Origin of the sequence: Sphingopyxis sp. (assembly GCF_025869345.1) — a bacterium.
In the GTDB taxonomy this organism is placed as follows: domain Bacteria; phylum Pseudomonadota; class Alphaproteobacteria; order Sphingomonadales; family Sphingomonadaceae; genus Sphingopyxis.
On sequence record NZ_JAOZVW010000146.1, the window covers coordinates 78,460 to 94,504 of the forward strand.

12 protein-coding genes are annotated in these 16,045 nt (G+C 66.8%); 7 read left to right on the plus strand and 5 right to left on the minus strand.

Annotated features, from left to right (window positions below; translation table 11 throughout):
• The first annotated feature begins 38 nt into the window (after window positions 1-38).
• The 7 genes from OJI97_RS16145 (at window position 39) to OJI97_RS16175 (ending at window position 7,880) form a co-directional block, all read left to right on the plus strand.
• The gene (locus OJI97_RS16145) at window positions 39-1,016 is read left to right on the plus strand and encodes a quinone oxidoreductase (RefSeq protein ID WP_297665156.1); all 978 of its coding nucleotides are present in this window, start codon (window positions 39-41) and stop codon (window positions 1,014-1,016) included.
• Between the two features lie 12 nt (window positions 1,017-1,028).
• Complete coding sequence (locus OJI97_RS16150) at window positions 1,029-1,877, plus strand: TauD/TfdA family dioxygenase (protein ID WP_297665157.1); 849 nt, start codon at window positions 1,029-1,031, stop codon at window positions 1,875-1,877.
• A 22-nt stretch (window positions 1,878-1,899) separates the two neighbouring features.
• Entirely contained in the window at window positions 1,900-2,964 is a 1,065-nt protein-coding gene (locus tag OJI97_RS16155) for a 3-keto-5-aminohexanoate cleavage protein (RefSeq protein ID WP_297665159.1), read from the plus strand.
• An 18-nt stretch (window positions 2,965-2,982) separates the two neighbouring features.
• The gene (locus OJI97_RS16160; RefSeq protein ID WP_297665160.1) at window positions 2,983-3,567 is read left to right on the plus strand and encodes an alpha/beta hydrolase; all 585 of its coding nucleotides are present in this window, start codon (window positions 2,983-2,985) and stop codon (window positions 3,565-3,567) included.
• Window positions 3,564-3,947, plus strand: coding sequence for a carboxymuconolactone decarboxylase family protein (locus tag OJI97_RS16165; protein ID WP_297665161.1), 384 nt, complete (start codon window positions 3,564-3,566; stop codon window positions 3,945-3,947). Before OJI97_RS16160 ends, OJI97_RS16165 begins: the two co-directional genes overlap by 4 nt.
• 54 nt (window positions 3,948-4,001) lie before the next feature.
• Window positions 4,002-5,282, plus strand: coding sequence for an MFS transporter (locus OJI97_RS16170; protein WP_297665162.1), 1,281 nt, complete (start codon window positions 4,002-4,004; stop codon window positions 5,280-5,282).
• 228 nt (window positions 5,283-5,510) lie between these two features.
• Complete coding sequence (locus OJI97_RS16175) at window positions 5,511-7,880, plus strand: TonB-dependent receptor (protein ID WP_297665163.1); 2,370 nt, start codon at window positions 5,511-5,513, stop codon at window positions 7,878-7,880.
• Window positions 7,881-7,940: 60 nt separating this feature from the next.
• Here the strand turns inward: OJI97_RS16175 and OJI97_RS16180 are convergent, their stop codons facing one another.
• From OJI97_RS16180 to OJI97_RS16200, 5 genes are all read right to left on the minus strand, one after another.
• Window positions 7,941-8,111, minus strand: coding sequence for a hypothetical protein (locus tag OJI97_RS16180; protein WP_297665165.1), 171 nt, complete (start codon window positions 8,109-8,111; stop codon window positions 7,941-7,943).
• Between the two features lie 175 nt (window positions 8,112-8,286).
• Window positions 8,287-10,491, minus strand: a complete 2,205-nt coding sequence (locus OJI97_RS16185) for a beta-glucosidase (RefSeq protein WP_297665167.1) — start codon at window positions 10,489-10,491, stop codon at window positions 8,287-8,289.
• 25 nt (window positions 10,492-10,516) lie between these two features.
• Entirely contained in the window at window positions 10,517-12,256 is a 1,740-nt protein-coding gene (locus tag OJI97_RS16190) for an arylsulfatase (protein WP_297665169.1), read from the minus strand.
• Between the two features lie 66 nt (window positions 12,257-12,322).
• Complete coding sequence (locus OJI97_RS16195; RefSeq protein WP_297665171.1) at window positions 12,323-14,614, minus strand: TonB-dependent receptor; 2,292 nt, start codon at window positions 14,612-14,614, stop codon at window positions 12,323-12,325.
• 343 nt (window positions 14,615-14,957) lie between these two features.
• On the minus strand, window positions 14,958-16,016 hold the full coding sequence (locus OJI97_RS16200) for a LacI family DNA-binding transcriptional regulator (RefSeq protein WP_297665173.1): 1,059 nt from the start codon (window positions 16,014-16,016) through the stop codon (window positions 14,958-14,960).
• Window positions 16,017-16,045: the final 29 nt, after the last annotated feature.

Consider the following 16,045-nt stretch of genomic DNA (forward strand, 5'->3'; position numbering starts at 1 on the left):
TGGACTCCCGGCTAATCCCGACAAAAGAGGAGAGGATCATGGCGAAAGCTGTTCGCTTCCACGAAACCGGCGGACCCGAAGTATTGCGTGTCGAGGAGGTCGCGGTCGGCGACCCCGGCCCGGGCGAGGTCCGCGTCCGCCACGCCGCGGTCGGCTGCAACTTCGCCGATACCTATTTCCGTTCGGGCTATTATCCCGCCCCCCTCCCCGCCGGCATCGGGGTCGAGGGCGCGGGGACGGTCGAAGCGGTCGGAGAGGGCGTGACCGGCTTCGCACCGGGCGACCGCGTCGCCTATAACGGCAGCCCGCTCGGCGCCTATAGCGAGGCGCGCGTCATGCCCGCCGCGCCGCTGTTCAAGCTGCCCGACGGCATCGCGATCGAGGACGCCGCGGCTTCGACGATGCGCGGCCTGTCGGCGACCTATTGGCTCACCAGGACCAACCCGGCGATGAAGGCGGGCGACACCATCCTGCTCCACGCTGCGGCGGGCGGGGTCGGTCTGCTCGCGGTCCAGCTTGCGAAGCTGATGGGGCTGCGTGTCATCGGCACCGTGTCGAGCGAGGCCAAGGCCGAAAAGGCGCGCTCGCTCGGCTGCGACGAGATCATCTTCTATCGCCGCGAGGATGTCGCGGCGCGGGTGAAGGAACTGACCGGCGGCGAAGGCGTGACGACGGTGTTCGACAGCGTCGGCCAGGACACGTTCGAGGGGTCGCTGAAATCGCTAAAGCGGCGCGGCGTGCTCGTGGCCTGCGGCACCGCATCGGGGCCGTTTCCGCCGATCGACGTCTTTCAGTTGCTGATGCAGGGGTCGGTTTACGTCACCCGCCCCGGCTTCGCCGACTATTATGCCGATCCCGCCGAGCGCGCCGAACTGTCGGCGCTGTGGTTCGGCCATCTCGCCGCCGGGCGGGTCAAGGTCGAGATCGGCCAGCGCTATGCCCTCGACGACTGTGTCGCGGCGCACCGCGAGCTCGAAGCCGGGCAAACCATCGGATCATCCATCTTCATACTCTGAGGGAGAGAGGCGATGAAGATCGAGAAGCTCACCTGTCATATCGGCGCCGAGATCAGCGGCATCGACCTGGCCGAAGCAGCGCAGAGCGACGATCTGTTCGGCGAAATCCGCGCCGCGCTGATCGAGCACAAGGTGCTGTTCCTGCGCGATCAGGACATTGCCCGCGCCGACCATGTCGCCTTCGCCAGCCGCTTCGGCGCGCTCGAGGATCATCCGGTGGTCGGCAGCGACCCCGACCATCCGGGGCTGGTCCAGATATACAAGGACGAAAGTTCGCCGCCCGACCATTATGAGAATAGCTGGCATTGCGACGCGACCTGGCGCGACGCGCCGCCGCTCGGCGCGGTGCTGCGCTGCATCGCCTGCCCGCCGGTCGGCGGCGACACGATGTGGGCGAATATGGCAAAGGCCTATGCCGACCTGCCCGAGCATGTGAAGGCGATCATCGCGCCGCTTAAGGCGCGCCATTCGATCGAGGCGAGTTTCGGCGCGCGGATGGGCGAGGAGCAGCGTCACGCGCTGAAGGCGCGCTTTCCCGACGCCGAGCATCCGGTCGTCCGCACCCATCCCGAAACCGGCGAAAAGATCCTGTTCGTCAACGGCTTCACCACCCATTTCACCAATTTCCACACCGCCGAAAATGTCCGCTACGGCCAGGATTATGCGCCGGGGGCGGGCCAGCTCCTCGCCTATCTGATCGGCCGCGCGGCGATCCCCGAATATCAGGTGCGCTGGCGCTGGCAGCCGAACAGCGTCGCGATCTGGGATAACCGCTCGACCCAGCATTACGCCGTGATGGATTACCCGCCGACCACCCGCCGCATGGAGCGTGCGGGGATCGTCGGCGACCGCCCGTTCTGATCATCGCACAAGGAGAGAAGAGATGCAGTTTCTTGACGACAGCCTGCTTCCCGAAACGCAGGACAAATTGGTCATCACCGTCGCGCCCTATGGCCCGGAATGGCACCCGAGCGACTTCCCCGAGGACATCCCCGTCACGATGGAGGAGCAGATCCAGAAAGCGGTCGACTGCTACAACGCCGGCGCGACCGTGCTCCACCTCCATTGCCGCGACGAGGACGGCTCGGGCTCCAAGCATCTCTCGAAATTCAACGAGCTGATCGCCGGGGTGCGCGAGCGCGTGCCCGACATGATCATCCAGGTCGGCGGCTCGATCTCCTTTTCGCCCGAAAGCGAGGAAGAAGGCGCCGAGGCGAAATGGCTGTCGGACGAGGTCCGCCACATGCTCGCCGACCTCAAGCCCGCGCCCGATCAGGTGACGATCGCGGTCAACACGACCCAGATGAACATCATGGATCTGATGACCGAGGAAGAATATGGTAACACCTCGCTCGCCGCGCCCGCGCTCTATCACGCCTATCGCGAGATGGTCGTCCCCGCGACCCCGCAATGGGTCGAGGAGCATCTGCGGCGGCTGACCGCGGCGGGCATCCAGCCGCATTTCCAGCTGACCTGCATGCCCGACATGGAAACGGTCGAGCGGCTGGTGCGCCGCGGGCTCTACAAGGGACCGCTCAACCTGACCTGGGTCGGCATCGGCGGCGGCTTCGACGGGCCGAACCCCAATAATTTCATGGAGTTCATCCGCCGCGCCCCCGACGGATCGACGGTGACGCTCGAATCGCTGATGCGCCATGTGCTGCCGGTCAACGTCATGGCGATGTGCCTCGGCCAGCATGTCCGCTGCGGCATCGAGGACACGCTCTACGATCAGCATGGCAACAAGATGACCTCGGTCCAGGGGATCGAACAGATCGTCCGGGTCGCCAGGGAACTGGGCCGCGAGGTCGCGACCGCGAAGGAAGCCCGCGAAATCTACAAGATCGGCGTGCAATATAATTCGGTCGAGGAAACGCTCGCCAAGCTGGGCATGGCGCCAAACCGCCAGCCCGGCCAGCGCGCGCTGCCGCTGCGTTACGCGGCCTGAGGCGGGAGCAAGACGACGATGACTTTCGGCGGCGACACCACCATCCTCTTCGTTCCCGGCCTCAGGGATCATGTCGAGGATCATTGGCAGACCCATGCCGCGCGGGCGATCCCCGGCGCGGCGACGGTCGCGCCACTCGCCGCCGATCGGCTCGCCCGTGCCGGGCAAGTGGCGGCGCTCGACGCCGCGCTCCGCGCGATCCCCGGCGAAGTGGTAATCGTCGCGCACAGCGCCGGCTGCCTGACCACGATGCATTGGGCGCTCGCGCCGACGCGGCCGGTCCGCGCGGCGCTGCTCGTCACGCCCGCCGACATCGAGAACCCGCTACCCGCCGGCTATCCGGAGCCCGAGGCACTGAAGGCAGGCGGCTGGTTTCCGATCCCGAAGAAGCCCCTGCCTTTCCCGGCGATGGTCGTCGCGAGCCGCAACGATCCGCTCGCCGCCTTCGACCGCGTCGCGGGTTTCGCGGACGCCTGGGGCGCGGCGCTGCACGACGCGGGCGATGTCGGGCACCTCAATCCGGCGGCGGGCTATGGCCCATGGCCCGCACTGACCGATATGCTCGATCGGCTCGGCGATCACGCCCGGAGCGCCGCGCTGTGAGCACGACCCCGGTCAGCGACGCGATGCGCGCGGGCGGCCAGTGGAACGCCGCGTGGGACGAGATGGCGGCACTCGACCCCATATGGCTCGAAACCTTTCTCGCCGCGGGCACGCTGCCGCTGCGGCGCGGGGTGCTCGATCCCAAGATCTACGAATTTCTCGCGATCGCGGTCGATGCTTCATGCACCCACATGTATGCGCCGGGCACCCGCCGCCACATCGCCGCCGCGCTCGACAAGGGCGCGACGCCAGAGGAAGTGATGGCCGTGCTCGAAGCGGTCGCGGTGCTCGGTCTCCATTCGGTGGCGCTCGGCGCGCCCATGCTGGCCGAAGAAATGCAGGCGCGCGGACTGACGATGCCCGGCGCGGCGCGGGATTGACATGAGCGCGTCCGCCGGCTTCTCGACATTCAGGTGGAGGCGGTTATGGCGGTAATGGCACCCACGGCAAATGGCGACATCGCGCAGGGCGGTCCGCGCGATACCACCCTCTATGGCTGGATCGTCTTTGCGTTGAGCTTCGGGCTCCTCATCTCCGACTATATGGCGCGGCAGGTGCTGAATGCGGTCTTCCCGCTGCTCAAGGCCGAATGGGCCTTGAGCGATGCCGAGCTCGGCCTCTTGTCGGGCGTCGTCGCGCTGATGGTCGGCTGCCTGACCTTTCCACTCTCGCTCGCCGCCGACCGCTGGGGCCGCGTGCGCAGCCTCGCGTTCATGGCGGCGCTGTGGAGTTTCGCCACCTTGTTTTGCGCCATGGCCGCCAGCTATCCGCAAATGCTGCTCGGCCGCGTCATGGTCGGGGTCGGCGAGGCCGCTTATGGCAGCGTCGGCATCGCGGTGGTGATCAGCGTCTTTCCGCAGCGGCTGCGCGCGACGCTCTCGGCCGCCTTCATGGCGGGCGGATTGTTCGGCCAGGTTCTGGGCGTCGCGATCGGCGGCGAGATTGCCGCGAGCCATGGCTGGCGCACCGCCTTCGCCGTGATCGGGCTCGGCGGCCTCGCGCTCGCGATCGCCTATCCGCTGGTGGTTCGGGAAAAGCGGATCGCCACGATCGCCGGTCCCGACGCGCGGGCACCGGACGCCCGCAAGCGCACGCCACTACGCGCGCTGTTCGCGAACCGCAGCGTGCGGCTCGCCTATCTTGCGAGCGGCATCCAGCTTTTCGCCGCGGGCGCCCTGCCCGCCTGGCTGCCGAGCTATTTCAACCGCTATTATGCGATGCCCGTCGATGCGGCTGGGCGGATGGCGGCGATCTTTCTGCTGATCTGCGGCTGCGGCATGGTCCTCTGCGGAATCGCGAGCGATCGCGCGGCGCAGGGGCGGCCCGACCGCAAGATATTGCTCGCCTCGGGCTATGGCTTCGGCAGCGCGGTCGCGCTCAGCCTCGCGCTGCTGTTGCCGCCGGGACCGGCGCAGCTCGCCCTCCTCGGCATCGCGATGTTCCTCGTCGCCGGGACAACCGGACCGGCGGGCGCGATGGTCGCCAACCTCACGCCCGCCGCGCTCCACGGCTCGGCCTTTGCAACGCTGACCCTCGCGCACAATCTGCTCGGGCTCGCGCCGGGACCGATCGCGACCGGGCGCATCGCCGATGCGGTCGGCCTGCTCGACGCGCTGCGCCTTCTCCCCGCCACCGCCGTCATCGCCGCACTGATCTTTCTCGCGGCGCGGCGAAGCTATCTCACCGACCTCGAAACCGTCGCGCCGCAACCCTAGGATACCCCATCACGACCTCCTTTGCTGCGCGCCGCTGTCCCCGGCGCCAGGCCCTGCCGTCGCGCTTGCCATTGCGGCGGCCGCCGCCTTCCTTTGCGGCACTGGCCCTATTTCCCGCGCCAATGTGTCGCGTATTGAAAAAATTCTGTCGTGAAATGTGAAATATCGCCCCGAGCGCCTCGATAGCCTCCGGCCAAACACAACGACGAATCATCTTGGGAGGGACGTATGAAGACGATTGCCTACACCAGCCTTGCCGCTTTCGCCGCTGCGCTTGCGGCCACGCCCGCCGCCGCGCAGGACGCCGCGCAGGACGCCAGGCCTGCCGATGCCACCAGCGGCGACATGGGCGACGCGATCGTCGTCACCGCACAAAAGCGCGCCGAGAATATCCAGGACGTGCCGATCTCGATCGCCGCGGTCAGCGGCGAAACGATGGAGAGCGCGAACATCCTCACCGTGATGGACCTCGGCCGCGTCGCGACCAATTTCCAGACGGTGCGATCGTCGAACACCGGCTCGACGCGCATCGGCATCCGCGGCGTCGGCAGCCTCGCCAACACGCTGATCGAGCCGAGCGTCGCGGTGTTCGTCGATGGCGTCTATGTCCCGCGCTCGGGCTCGATCCTCGGCGCCTTCCTCGACATCGACGGGGTCGAGGTGCTGCGCGGGCCGCAGGGCACCCTGTTCGGCCGCAACGCCAGCGTCGGCGCGCTGTCGATCCGCAGCGCGCTGCCCGAAGACGAGTTTTCGGGGCAGGTCTCGGCAGAGGCCGGCTCGTTCGACCGCTACAAGCTGTCGGGCCATGTCAACATTCCGCTGGGCGAGAATGTTTCCGCGCGCGTCGCGGCGATGGGGCAATGGTATGACGGACCGTGGAAGAACCGCTACGACGGCAAGACCTATGGCGGGTCGGACGATGTCGCGGTGCGCGGCACGGTGAAGGCCGAGTTCGGCAATCTCGAATGGATCGTGCGCGGCGATTACACGCGGCTCGACGGCGACGGCGTCGTGAATTTCGATTTCGACCCCGCCTCGATCGCCCCGGCCCGCCTCGCCTTTCTGCAAGCCGCGTTCAGCGGCGGTCCCGACACCGATTTGAACGACCGGGTGATGAACCAGTCGGTCGCCTCGGGCCTGCTCGACAAGAATTGGGGCGTGTCGAGCACCGCGTCGCTCGAAATCGGCGGCGGATCGACGCTGCGCCTGATCAACAGCTATCGCAAATGGACCAACGACCAGCTCGACGGCGACATCATCTTCCTGCCCGTCCCGCTCGCGACGCGGCGCAGCCTGTTCGATTCGGGAAGCTGGAACCACGAGCTGCAATTCATCTCGCCCGAACGCGAATGGCTGGGCGGCCATTTCGACATGGTCGCGGGCGTCTATTATTTTCAGGAGAAGTTCGCGCTCGGCGAACAGCTCAACATGGACTCGCAGTTCTGCAACGTCCTTGTCCCCGCGGGACCGGGGCGCACCGCCTGCGCCGCTTATTACGCCAGCACCGGCGGCATCGCGGCGACCGATCAGGACGTGTTCCAGAAAGTCCGCAGCATCGCCGCCTATGCGCAGGGCAACATCTATATCGCCGACGCGCTGACCCTGACGCTCGGCGGACGCTGGACCAACGACCGCAAGCGCGGCAGCTATTCGCAGCTCTCGAGCCCCTTCACCCAGACGATCCGCGCGCCCGAGGTGCTCGACTATCCCGGCCTGTCCGAAAGCCGCTTCACCTATCGCATCAGCCTCAACTACAAGCCGGCGGACGCCGTGATGCTCTTCGTCAACCATTCGACGGGTTACAAGTCGGGCGGCTATAATTCGGGCGGCGGGGTGCCGGCACTGTCGACCTTCGACCCGCAGGGCAATCTGATCTCGACCCGGCGCGTGTTCGACCGCGAGACGGTCAAGAATTACGAGTTCGGCGCCAAGACGAGCTGGCTCGATCGCGCGCTGACCGCCAATTTCACCGTCTTTCGCATGGACATCGCGGGCTTTCAGGACCGCGCGTTCGACGGGGTCAGCTTCGTCGTCCGCAACGCCGGCAACCTCCGCCAGCAGGGCGTGGAGCTCGACCTCAGGCTTGCGCCGACCGATCGCTTCGCGCTCTCGGGCTCGCTTGCCTATCTCGACTCGAAATTCACCGATTTCGCCAATGCCTCGGGTCTTCCGGGGATCGGCGGGACGCAGGACCTGACCGGCAAGCCGAACAGCTTCTCGCCCGCCTGGTCGGGCAATGTCGCGGTCGACTGGAACGGCGATATCGGGTCGAGCGGGCTGGGATGGGCCGCGAACGCCAACGTTTCCTTCGTGTCCGACCAATATGTCGGCACCGTCAACGACGCCAACCCGCAATCGATCGCCGACGGCTATGCGCTGCTCGGCGCGCGATTGACGCTGAACGGCCCGGACGATCGCTGGTCGCTGGCGATCTTCGGCAGCAACCTCACAGGCACCCATTATCGCCCGCTCGCCGTCTATCAGCCGCTTGGCGCCGCGCTCGGCCTCAACAATGGGGCTTTTCCCGGCAGCACCGCCAATCGCATCATGGCGAACGAACCGCGCACCTATGGCGTGTCGGCGAGCGTGCGGTTCTAAAAAGAAAAGGCCGGCCCGCGGGTGCGGACCGGCCTTTCCGGACGGAGAGGATGTAACCGATCAGTGGGCCTTCTTTTCGACCTTCTTCGCGGTGACGTGCTTGGCCGGGGCCTTCTTGGTCACGGCGGTCTTCGCCGGCTGGCTGGCGGGCGCGGTCGCTGCGAAGGCGGTTCCGCTGACGATCGCGAGCGACAGGGCACCGGCGGCGGCGAGTTTGGCAACGTTACGCATGGACTTTCTCTCCTTGACTGTTGATCCGCCCCTTCCAGTGCGGGCGAAGCCAGGGGAGCCGATCCATGCCAGGGTCAGGGGGGATGGTGCGGACCGGCTCGACCCGACGAGAACGGGATAGACCCGTGCGCCTGCCCGGCGCATGACCGCCGGATTACAAGACCGTCATCTAGGGTCAGTCCTGCCAGATGCGCTCCTTCAACGACACCGAGACGGGGGCCTGAAGCGTTTCCGCATCCTCGCCGAGCGCGAAGCGATAATCGCCCTTCGCGATCGTCCACCCAGTCCCGTTCCAGTCGGCGAGCAGTCGCGGATCGATCGTCAGCCGGATGGTCCGTTCGGCACCGGGCGCCAGTTCGACCCGCTGGAAACCGACCAGCCGCTGCATCGGCTTGCCGCCGCGCGCCACGAGATAAAGCTGCGCCACCGTCGCACCCGCCCGCTCGCCGCCGTTGCGGACGGTGAAGCTGGCGGTTGCGCCGTCGGTCCTGAGCCCGTCCGTCGCGAAGCGTGTATAGGAAAGCCCGTGGCCGAACGGGAAAAGCGCCTTCACCCCGGTCCGCGCGTTCCACCGATAGCCGACGTCCGACCCCTCGTTCATCGTCGCGGTGACATGCGTGTTTTCGGGCGTGCCATAGCCGGGAATCGCGGGGCGCGGCAGCGTGTCGGTCGATGCGGGAAAGCTGACCGGCAGGCGGCCCGACGGATTGACCTTGCCGGTCAGCACGTCGGCGATCGCCGCGGCGCCCTCCTGTCCCGGATACCAGGCGGCGACGACCGCCTTCACCTTGTCCAGCCACGGCATGGCGACGGGATTGCCCGTTTCGAGCACGACGATCGTATTGGGATTGGCCGCGACGGTCGCCTCGACGATCGCGTCCTGATTGCCGGGAAGCGACAGGTCGGGCGAATCGAACCCTTCCGCCTCATATTTGCTGACGAAGACGATCGCGACGTCCGAGCGCGCGGCGAGCGCCGCGGCGTCCTGCGGATAGAGGCCGGGATCGAAGCCGACATGCGCCTTGGGCAAGGCCTCGCGCAGCGCCGCGAGCGGCGCGCCCGCGAACCAGCGTTCGATCCGCCACGCGCCGATCGATCCGTCGCCGCCGCCGACCGGAACCGACGCCGCCCAGCCGCGCGGCGGCAGACCCTGCGACGATCCGCCGCCCGACAGTACGCCGACATGGGCATTGCGGCCGATCACCGCGACCGAGCCGACGTTGGCGGCGAGCGGGAGCGCACCGCCGTCATTCTTGAGCAGCACGATCCCCTGCTCGGCGATCCGCCGCGCGACCGCAGCGTGCGCCGCCATGTCCACCGCCGGCGCCGGGCCTGCGTCCACCAGCCCGTTCGCCTTCATCGAGCGCAGGATGCGGCGCACCATGTCGGACAATCGGTCGCGCGTCAGGCTGCCGTCGGCGAGCTTGGCCTTCAGCGGCGCGTCGAACCAGACCTGCTTGTCGAGCTGCTCGCCCGCCTGCTGGTCGAGGCCCTTGATCGCGAAGTCGGCGCCCGACACCGCGCCCCAGTCCGACATCACCCAGCCCTTGTAGCGCCAATCCTTCTTGAGGACAGTGTTGAGCAGATGGTCGTTACCGCACGCCTTTTGCCCGTTGACCAGATTATAGGCGCACATCACCGAGCCGGGATGGCCGCGCTCGATCGCGATCTGAAAGGCGAGCAGATCGCTTTCGCGGTGCGCCGCATCGTCGATCTCGGCGTTCCATGTGTGGCGGTTGGTCTCGTTCGAATTGAGCGAGAAATGCTTGACCGTCGACACCACCCCCGCCGATTGCGCGCCCCGCACCGCCGCGCCGCCCATGACGCCCGACAGCAGCGGATCTTCGGAAATATATTCGAAATTGCGGCCGTTCCGCGGGTCGCGGATCAGGTTCATGCCGCCGCCGAGCAGGACGTTGAACCCCTTGGCGCGCGCTTCGCTCGCCACCGCCTCGGCGCCCGCGAAGGCCAGGTCGGGGTTGAAACTTGCGCCGAGCGCGAGGCCGGCGGGCAGCGCGGTCGCGCTGTCGCCCTTGCGGATGCCGAAGGGGTTGGTGACGCCCAGGCTGGCGTCGGTGGCGCGCTGCGACGGGATGCCGAGGCGCGGCACGCCCGCGACATAACCGGCGCCCGGAATCACGTCCTTCGGCCATTTCGCCTGCCATTCGGGGTCGGCATAAGGCCCGATCGGAATCGGCATGAAGCCGTGGAGCAGCGAGAAACGCTCGTCGTCGGTCATCTGCGCTTCGGTCTTCGCGGCCCAGTCGTCGGCCGCCGCCTCGGCCGCCGGAACCGGCCGTGCCTGGTCCTTCGCCGAAGCCGTCATCGCCGCGCATCCCAGAAGCATCGCCAGCGCCGTCGTCGCATAATATCCTCGCATCCTTACCGCTCCCCTGTTTCTGGCTTCATCCTTCGCGTCCGGCAAGCGGGTGGCGGTCGAACAGGTCGGACAGGCGGCACGTCAGCGCCCCCGGTTGCGCCAGCACGCCGTTGCCGTAACGCGCCCATTGATCGTCCCACAGCGCCTTCATCTCGGCGACCTTGGCCGGATAGCGAACGGCCAGATCGGTGCTTTCCGAAAAATCGCGGTCGAGGTCGAACAGCTCCCAGCGGTCGTTCGCATAGGGCTGATCGCAATCGTGGAGCGCGACCGCGCGCCAGCGCCCGCTGGTGATCGCGCGGTTGCCGCGCAGCTCGAAATACTGGACCTGCCGGCCGGGCGCCTTGCGGCTGCGCACCGTCGGCAGGAAGGAGCGGCCCGCGACCGGAATCTGGGTCACGCCGCCGACCACCGGGTCGAAACGCGCGCCGGCCGCGTCGAGCAGAGTCGGCGCGATATCGACGACATCGACGAACTGGCGCCGGATCGCGCCCGGGTCCGTCACATGGTGCGGCCAGTGAAAGATCATCGGGGTGCGCGTGCCGCCCGAATAGGGCCACAGCTTGTAGCGCCGCAGCGGCGTGTCGCCGACCATCGCCCACGGGCGCGGATATTCGGCCTGCGTCTTGGCGGTCCCCAGCTCGTCGATGCGCGCGCGCTGCTCGGCCGGAGTCAGGCTGTTCGCGCGATAGAGCCCGTCGAAGAAACCGCCCTGCCCCGCCTCCGACGCCGCGCCATTGTCGGACAGAAGGATGATGATCGTATTGTCGAACAGCCCCTGCTCGCGCAGCGCGCCCAGCAAACGGCCGATCTGCCGGTCGCAATGCTCGATGAAGCCGGCATAGACCGCCATATAACGGGCAAAGACGGCTTTCTCGTCATCCGACAAATCGGCCCACGCCCGGTCGCGCGGCTCGCGCGGCGGCAAAAGCGTGTCGGCGGGGATCAGCCCCATCTGTTTCATGCGGGCGAAGCGATCCTCGCGGACCTGGTCCCACCCCTTTTCGTAGATCGCGTCATAGGGCGCCGAATATTCGCGCGGCACCTGGATCGGCGAATGCGCGGTGCCGAAGCCGAGGTTCATGAAGAAAGGGCTGTCCTTCTTTTCCGCGACATGGCGTTCGATCAGGTCGATCGCCTTGTCGGCGAGGTCGGCCGACAGATGATAGCCGGCGGGAAAGTCGCGCTTGATATAGGCATTATTCTCGACCAGCTCGGGCCGATACTGATCGGTCCAGCCCCTCGGAAAACCGTAGAAATAATCGAATCCGCGCTGGAGCGGCCAATTGTCCCGCCCGGCGTCCTCGCCCAGTTCGTCCATCGGGATCATGTGCCATTTGCCGACCGCCCAGGTCGCATAACCCCGCCCTTGCAGCGCCTGCGCCATCGTCTGCGCATTGCCCGGCATCCGGAACAGCCGCGCCATCTGGGGATCGCCCGGCAGCACCGCGGCGACGTCGGGCACGTCGGGCATGTTGACCGTGTGGCAATTGCGCCCGGTCAGCAGCGACGCGCGGGTCGAGGCGCAGACCGCCTTGGTATCGAAATGCACGTAGCGCAGCCCTGCCTCGGCAAGGCTGTCGATCGCCGGGGTGCGGATTTCGGCGCCGAAGCAGCCGATATCCGAATAGCCGACGTCATCGAGCACGATGGTGATGATATTGGGCCGCGGCCCCGCCCTGCCGATCGCGCGCGCGGGCGTCAGGCCGCACAGGGTCGTGGTGGCCAGAAGGGTGCCGACGAAGCGGCGGCGGGAATAGTCCATCGATCGGCTCCATATTCCGGCGGGGACGCGGCGCTCGGGCCGGCGTCCCCGCCATCTGCGGGCGGGTCAGAAGCGAACCCGGCCTTCGACCCCAAAGGTGCGGAAGGCATCGGGGGTCAGCAATTGCGTGTAGCCGGCGCCCGTCGCCGACGTGTCGAGCAGGCCGGCGCCGATGAAGCTTGCGAAATGCTTGTTGGTCAGATTCTTGCCGAACACCGACACACCATAGCGGCCGTCCTGCGTCTCGAGCGACAGGCGCCCGTTCAGCAGGCCATAGCCCGGCTGGGCGGTGTTCGGATCGCGATAGCCGAAGAGCGTCTTCGACCGATAGGTGAACGCCAGATTGGCGCTGCCGCGCAGGGTGCTGCCGATATCGGCGCCATAGTTGGCGTTCAGCGTCCACGCCCATTTCGGCGCGTTGGTCAGCGCTTCGCCGGTAACGTCCTGACGGCCGCCGACGCAGCCTTGCTTTGCGGTCTGCCCGGCATAGCAGCTCACGATCAGCCCGCGCACTTCGGTGTCGGTAAAGGCAAGGTTGCCCGACAGATTGAGTCCATCGACCGGCCGCAGAATCGCCTCGACCTCGGCCCCCTTGGTGATCAGCTTGCCCGCGTTGGTGAGCTGGAACGAGGTCAGGAGCGCGCTGTAGGTCTGCGCCTGGAAATCGGTGAAGGTCTCGTAAAAGCCCGTGACGTTCAGCGTCAGCATCCGGTCGAACAGCGTCGTGCGGACGCCAGCTTCCCAGTTGCGCGCGATCTCGGGCCGCAGCACCGCCAGCCCCGCGTCGACCGTTACCGCGGTCAGATTGTTGAGCATGTTGAGCGCCGGCCCCTTGTAGCCGCGCGTATAGGTGGCATAGGCCATGACATCGGGCGACGCCTGATATTGCACGCCCAATTTATAGCTGAGGTCGGTGTCGGTGGCCTTCAGCGTCGGCGCGGCATAGGCGGGTCCGCCCAGGCTCGGCATCGCGGCGACGGCGCCCGGCAGGATCGTCCGGTCGAAATGCGCCACCGCCTGCTCTGACGTCAGGCGAAAGCCGCCGATCAGCGACAGGCTGTCGGTCAGATGCCCGGTGACCTGCCCGAAAGCGGCGACATTCTTGGTCGTAATGTCGCGGTCGACCTGGTTGCCGAGATACAGGTTCCCGGGCAGGTTCACGACCAGCTTGCCCTTCACCTGCGTCTGGCTGACGACGTCCTGCCAGAAATAAAAGAGGCCGACGACATATTCGACCGGCTCGCCCGCGGGCGACGTCAGCCGCAGTTCCTGCGTGAACTGCTGCTGCTTCTGACGGGCGCTGTTGAGGCTCACCACCGGCAGGGGAACCCCATCGGGGTCGTTGTTGTCGAACACCTTGAACTCGCGATAAGCGGTGATCGAGGTGATCGTCTGGCCGCCGAGTTCGGTGTTGATCTCGACCGATGCGCCGCCGGTCTTCTGATGGTTGAAATAATCGCCGTCGATCGTCACCTCGCGGTTGAGCGGGCCGAGCGTCTGGCCGGCGAGCAGGTCGGCCCGCTTGTCGCCATTGTAATAGACCGTCGTCGGCAGCACCGAGCGCACGGTCGAGACGCAGCAATTGCGATTGCTCTCGCCATAGTCGCCGATCACATAGATCGAGGTGACGTCGCTCGGCTCGAACAGAAATTTTCCGCGCACGCCCCAACTGTCGTTGTCGTTGAGCTTTTCGCCGTTGACGGTGTTGGTGATGATCCCGTCGGCCTTCGACCGGAATCCCGAGATGCGCAGCGCCGCGCGTCCCTGGTCGAGCACCAGCGACCCGGTGGCCTTGAGCCGGACATCGTCGAACGTGCCATAGCTCGCCGACGCTTCGAGACTCGATTCATGAAGGTCGGGCTTGCCGGTGACGACGTTGAGCGCGCCGGCCGAGCTGTTCTTGCCGAACAGGGTTCCCTGCGGCCCGCGCAGCACCTCGATGCGTTCGATATCGTTGAAATCGAAGAAGGAGGCGGCCGAGCGGCCGATGACGACGCCGTCGATCACCGTGGAGACCGAGGGTTCGACGCCGTCGGAGAAGTTGAGCGTGCCGATCCCGCGGATCGAAAGCCCCTGCCCGCGCGTGTTGGCGCTGTTGGTGAAGCCGATCGAGGGCGACACCAGCGAGAGCTGCTCGAGCCCGCTGACCCGATTGTCGGCCAGCACCGCCGACGACAGGACCGAGACCGAAACCGGCACTTTCTGAAGATTCTGTTCGCGCTTTTGCGCGGTCACGACGATCTCGTCGCCCGCGACATCGTCCGCCGCGGCGGGCGCCTCTTGCGCGTGCGCGGCAACCGGCGCCGACAGCGCGAGGGCGGCGCTGCTCATCCAGCAGGCTTTGCGGCGGTAATTCATCTTATCCTCCCAGATTGCCGCCGTCGCAATTCGCATCGACAGCGAAGCCCTGCCCCGTTCACGATTCGGGACAACGTTGTCCCAATCCTCTAATGGAGCATCGATCCATCGTCAATATCGGGCGATCGATCGATGGACGCGGTGGCTATGGCCTATGGATTGTGGGGATTCAGGCTTCAGCTGTAGGATTATCGAAAAACCGTGTTCCCCCGCGAAGGCGGGGGTCCAGAGCGGGCTGGCGCAGGGCTGCTCTGGACCCCCGCCTTCGCGGGGGAACACGATACTATCCTCATATCAGTCACTTCATACGTGGCTGAATCCCCACAATCCCTAGTCGAAGGGCTCAGTCGGGTGCGCGCGCCAGCGACTGGCGCGTCGCCAGTTCGTACGGCATCGTCACCACCTGATTCCATTCCTTGCCGGATCGCCCGTCGCGCGTGATGAGCCGTTCGCCCGCGATCCTCGCGATGTCGATCGTGGGCTGGCTGACGGTGGCGAGGCGCGGCCAGCTATGTTCGGAAATGGCGAGGCCGCCGAACCCGATCAGCGACAGTTCGCGCGGGACGTCGATGCCGAAACCGACCGCCGCCGCAAGCACCCCCGCCGCCATTTCGTCGTTCGCGGCAAAGATCGCCGTCGGCCGTTCGGGAAGCGACAGCAGCTCGCGCCCTTTCTCAAGTCCCGAGCTGAACAGGAAATTGCCCTGGCGCACCTCGACCGTAACGCCGGCAACGCGGCGGACGGCATCGAGGAAGCCCGCCCTGCGTTCGCCGAGCGCGACGTGGCTCCGCGGGCCGTCGATGAAGCCGATCCGCCGGTGCCCGTGCGACAGGATCGCCTCGCCCACGTCGCGCCCCGCGCTCTCATTGTCGATGACGAGGCAGAGCGCGCGGTCGAGGTCGAGCCCCGGATTGATCCGCGCGCAGGCGATGCCGCGGCTGTCGAGCAGGTCGAGCACCCAGGGCGTGTCGCACAGCGGCGGCACGAGGATCACGCCGTCGAGCTTCACGAGGTCGAGAAAACGCCCGAGCATCGCCTGCGCTTCCGGCGTGCCGCGGGGCGAGATATTCTCGATCACCAGATGATATTCGGCCGCGTGGCAGGCCTGCAGCAGCCCCAGGATCACGTCGGCGGCATAGCTCGGCATACGGCGGTCGGGCTCGGGCGATTGGGCGATCGCCTGCGTCTGCGATCCGACGATCAGCCCCAGCGCGTGCGCCTTGCCGCCGCGCAACAGCCGGGCGGCGCGATTCGGCTTGTAATCGAGGTCGCGCATCGCCTTTTCGACCCGCGCGCGTAGGTCCTGGGCGACGGTCGGCGCGCCGTTCAGGACGCGCGAAACGGTCTTGAACGACACGCCCGCGTGGTTGGCGATATCGATGATCGTGACGGCCCGCTTCAAAAATCCTCCTCATGCTGCGATCCTTGAGC

Bases quoted from the DNA above. Each gene is read 5' to 3' on its own strand.
- OJI97_RS16145 (WP_297665156.1), top strand. From the start codon at position 39: ATGGCGAAAGCTGTTCGCTTCCACGAAACCGGCGGACCCGAAGTATTG.
- OJI97_RS16150 (WP_297665157.1), top strand. From the start codon at position 1,029: ATGAAGATCGAGAAGCTCACCTGTCATATCGGCGCCGAGATCAGCGGC.
- OJI97_RS16155 (WP_297665159.1), top strand. From the start codon at position 1,900: ATGCAGTTTCTTGACGACAGCCTGCTTCCCGAAACGCAGGACAAATTG.
- OJI97_RS16160 (WP_297665160.1), top strand. From the start codon at position 2,983: ATGACTTTCGGCGGCGACACCACCATCCTCTTCGTTCCCGGCCTCAGG.
- OJI97_RS16170 (WP_297665162.1), top strand. From the start codon at position 4,002: ATGGCACCCACGGCAAATGGCGACATCGCGCAGGGCGGTCCGCGCGAT.
- OJI97_RS16175 (WP_297665163.1), top strand. From the start codon at position 5,511: ATGAAGACGATTGCCTACACCAGCCTTGCCGCTTTCGCCGCTGCGCTT.
- OJI97_RS16180 (WP_297665165.1), bottom strand. From the start codon at position 8,111: ATGCGTAACGTTGCCAAACTCGCCGCCGCCGGTGCCCTGTCGCTCGCG.
- OJI97_RS16185 (WP_297665167.1), bottom strand. From the start codon at position 10,491: ATGCGAGGATATTATGCGACGACGGCGCTGGCGATGCTTCTGGGATGC.
- OJI97_RS16190 (WP_297665169.1), bottom strand. From the start codon at position 12,256: ATGGACTATTCCCGCCGCCGCTTCGTCGGCACCCTTCTGGCCACCACG.
- OJI97_RS16195 (WP_297665171.1), bottom strand. From the start codon at position 14,614: ATGAATTACCGCCGCAAAGCCTGCTGGATGAGCAGCGCCGCCCTCGCG.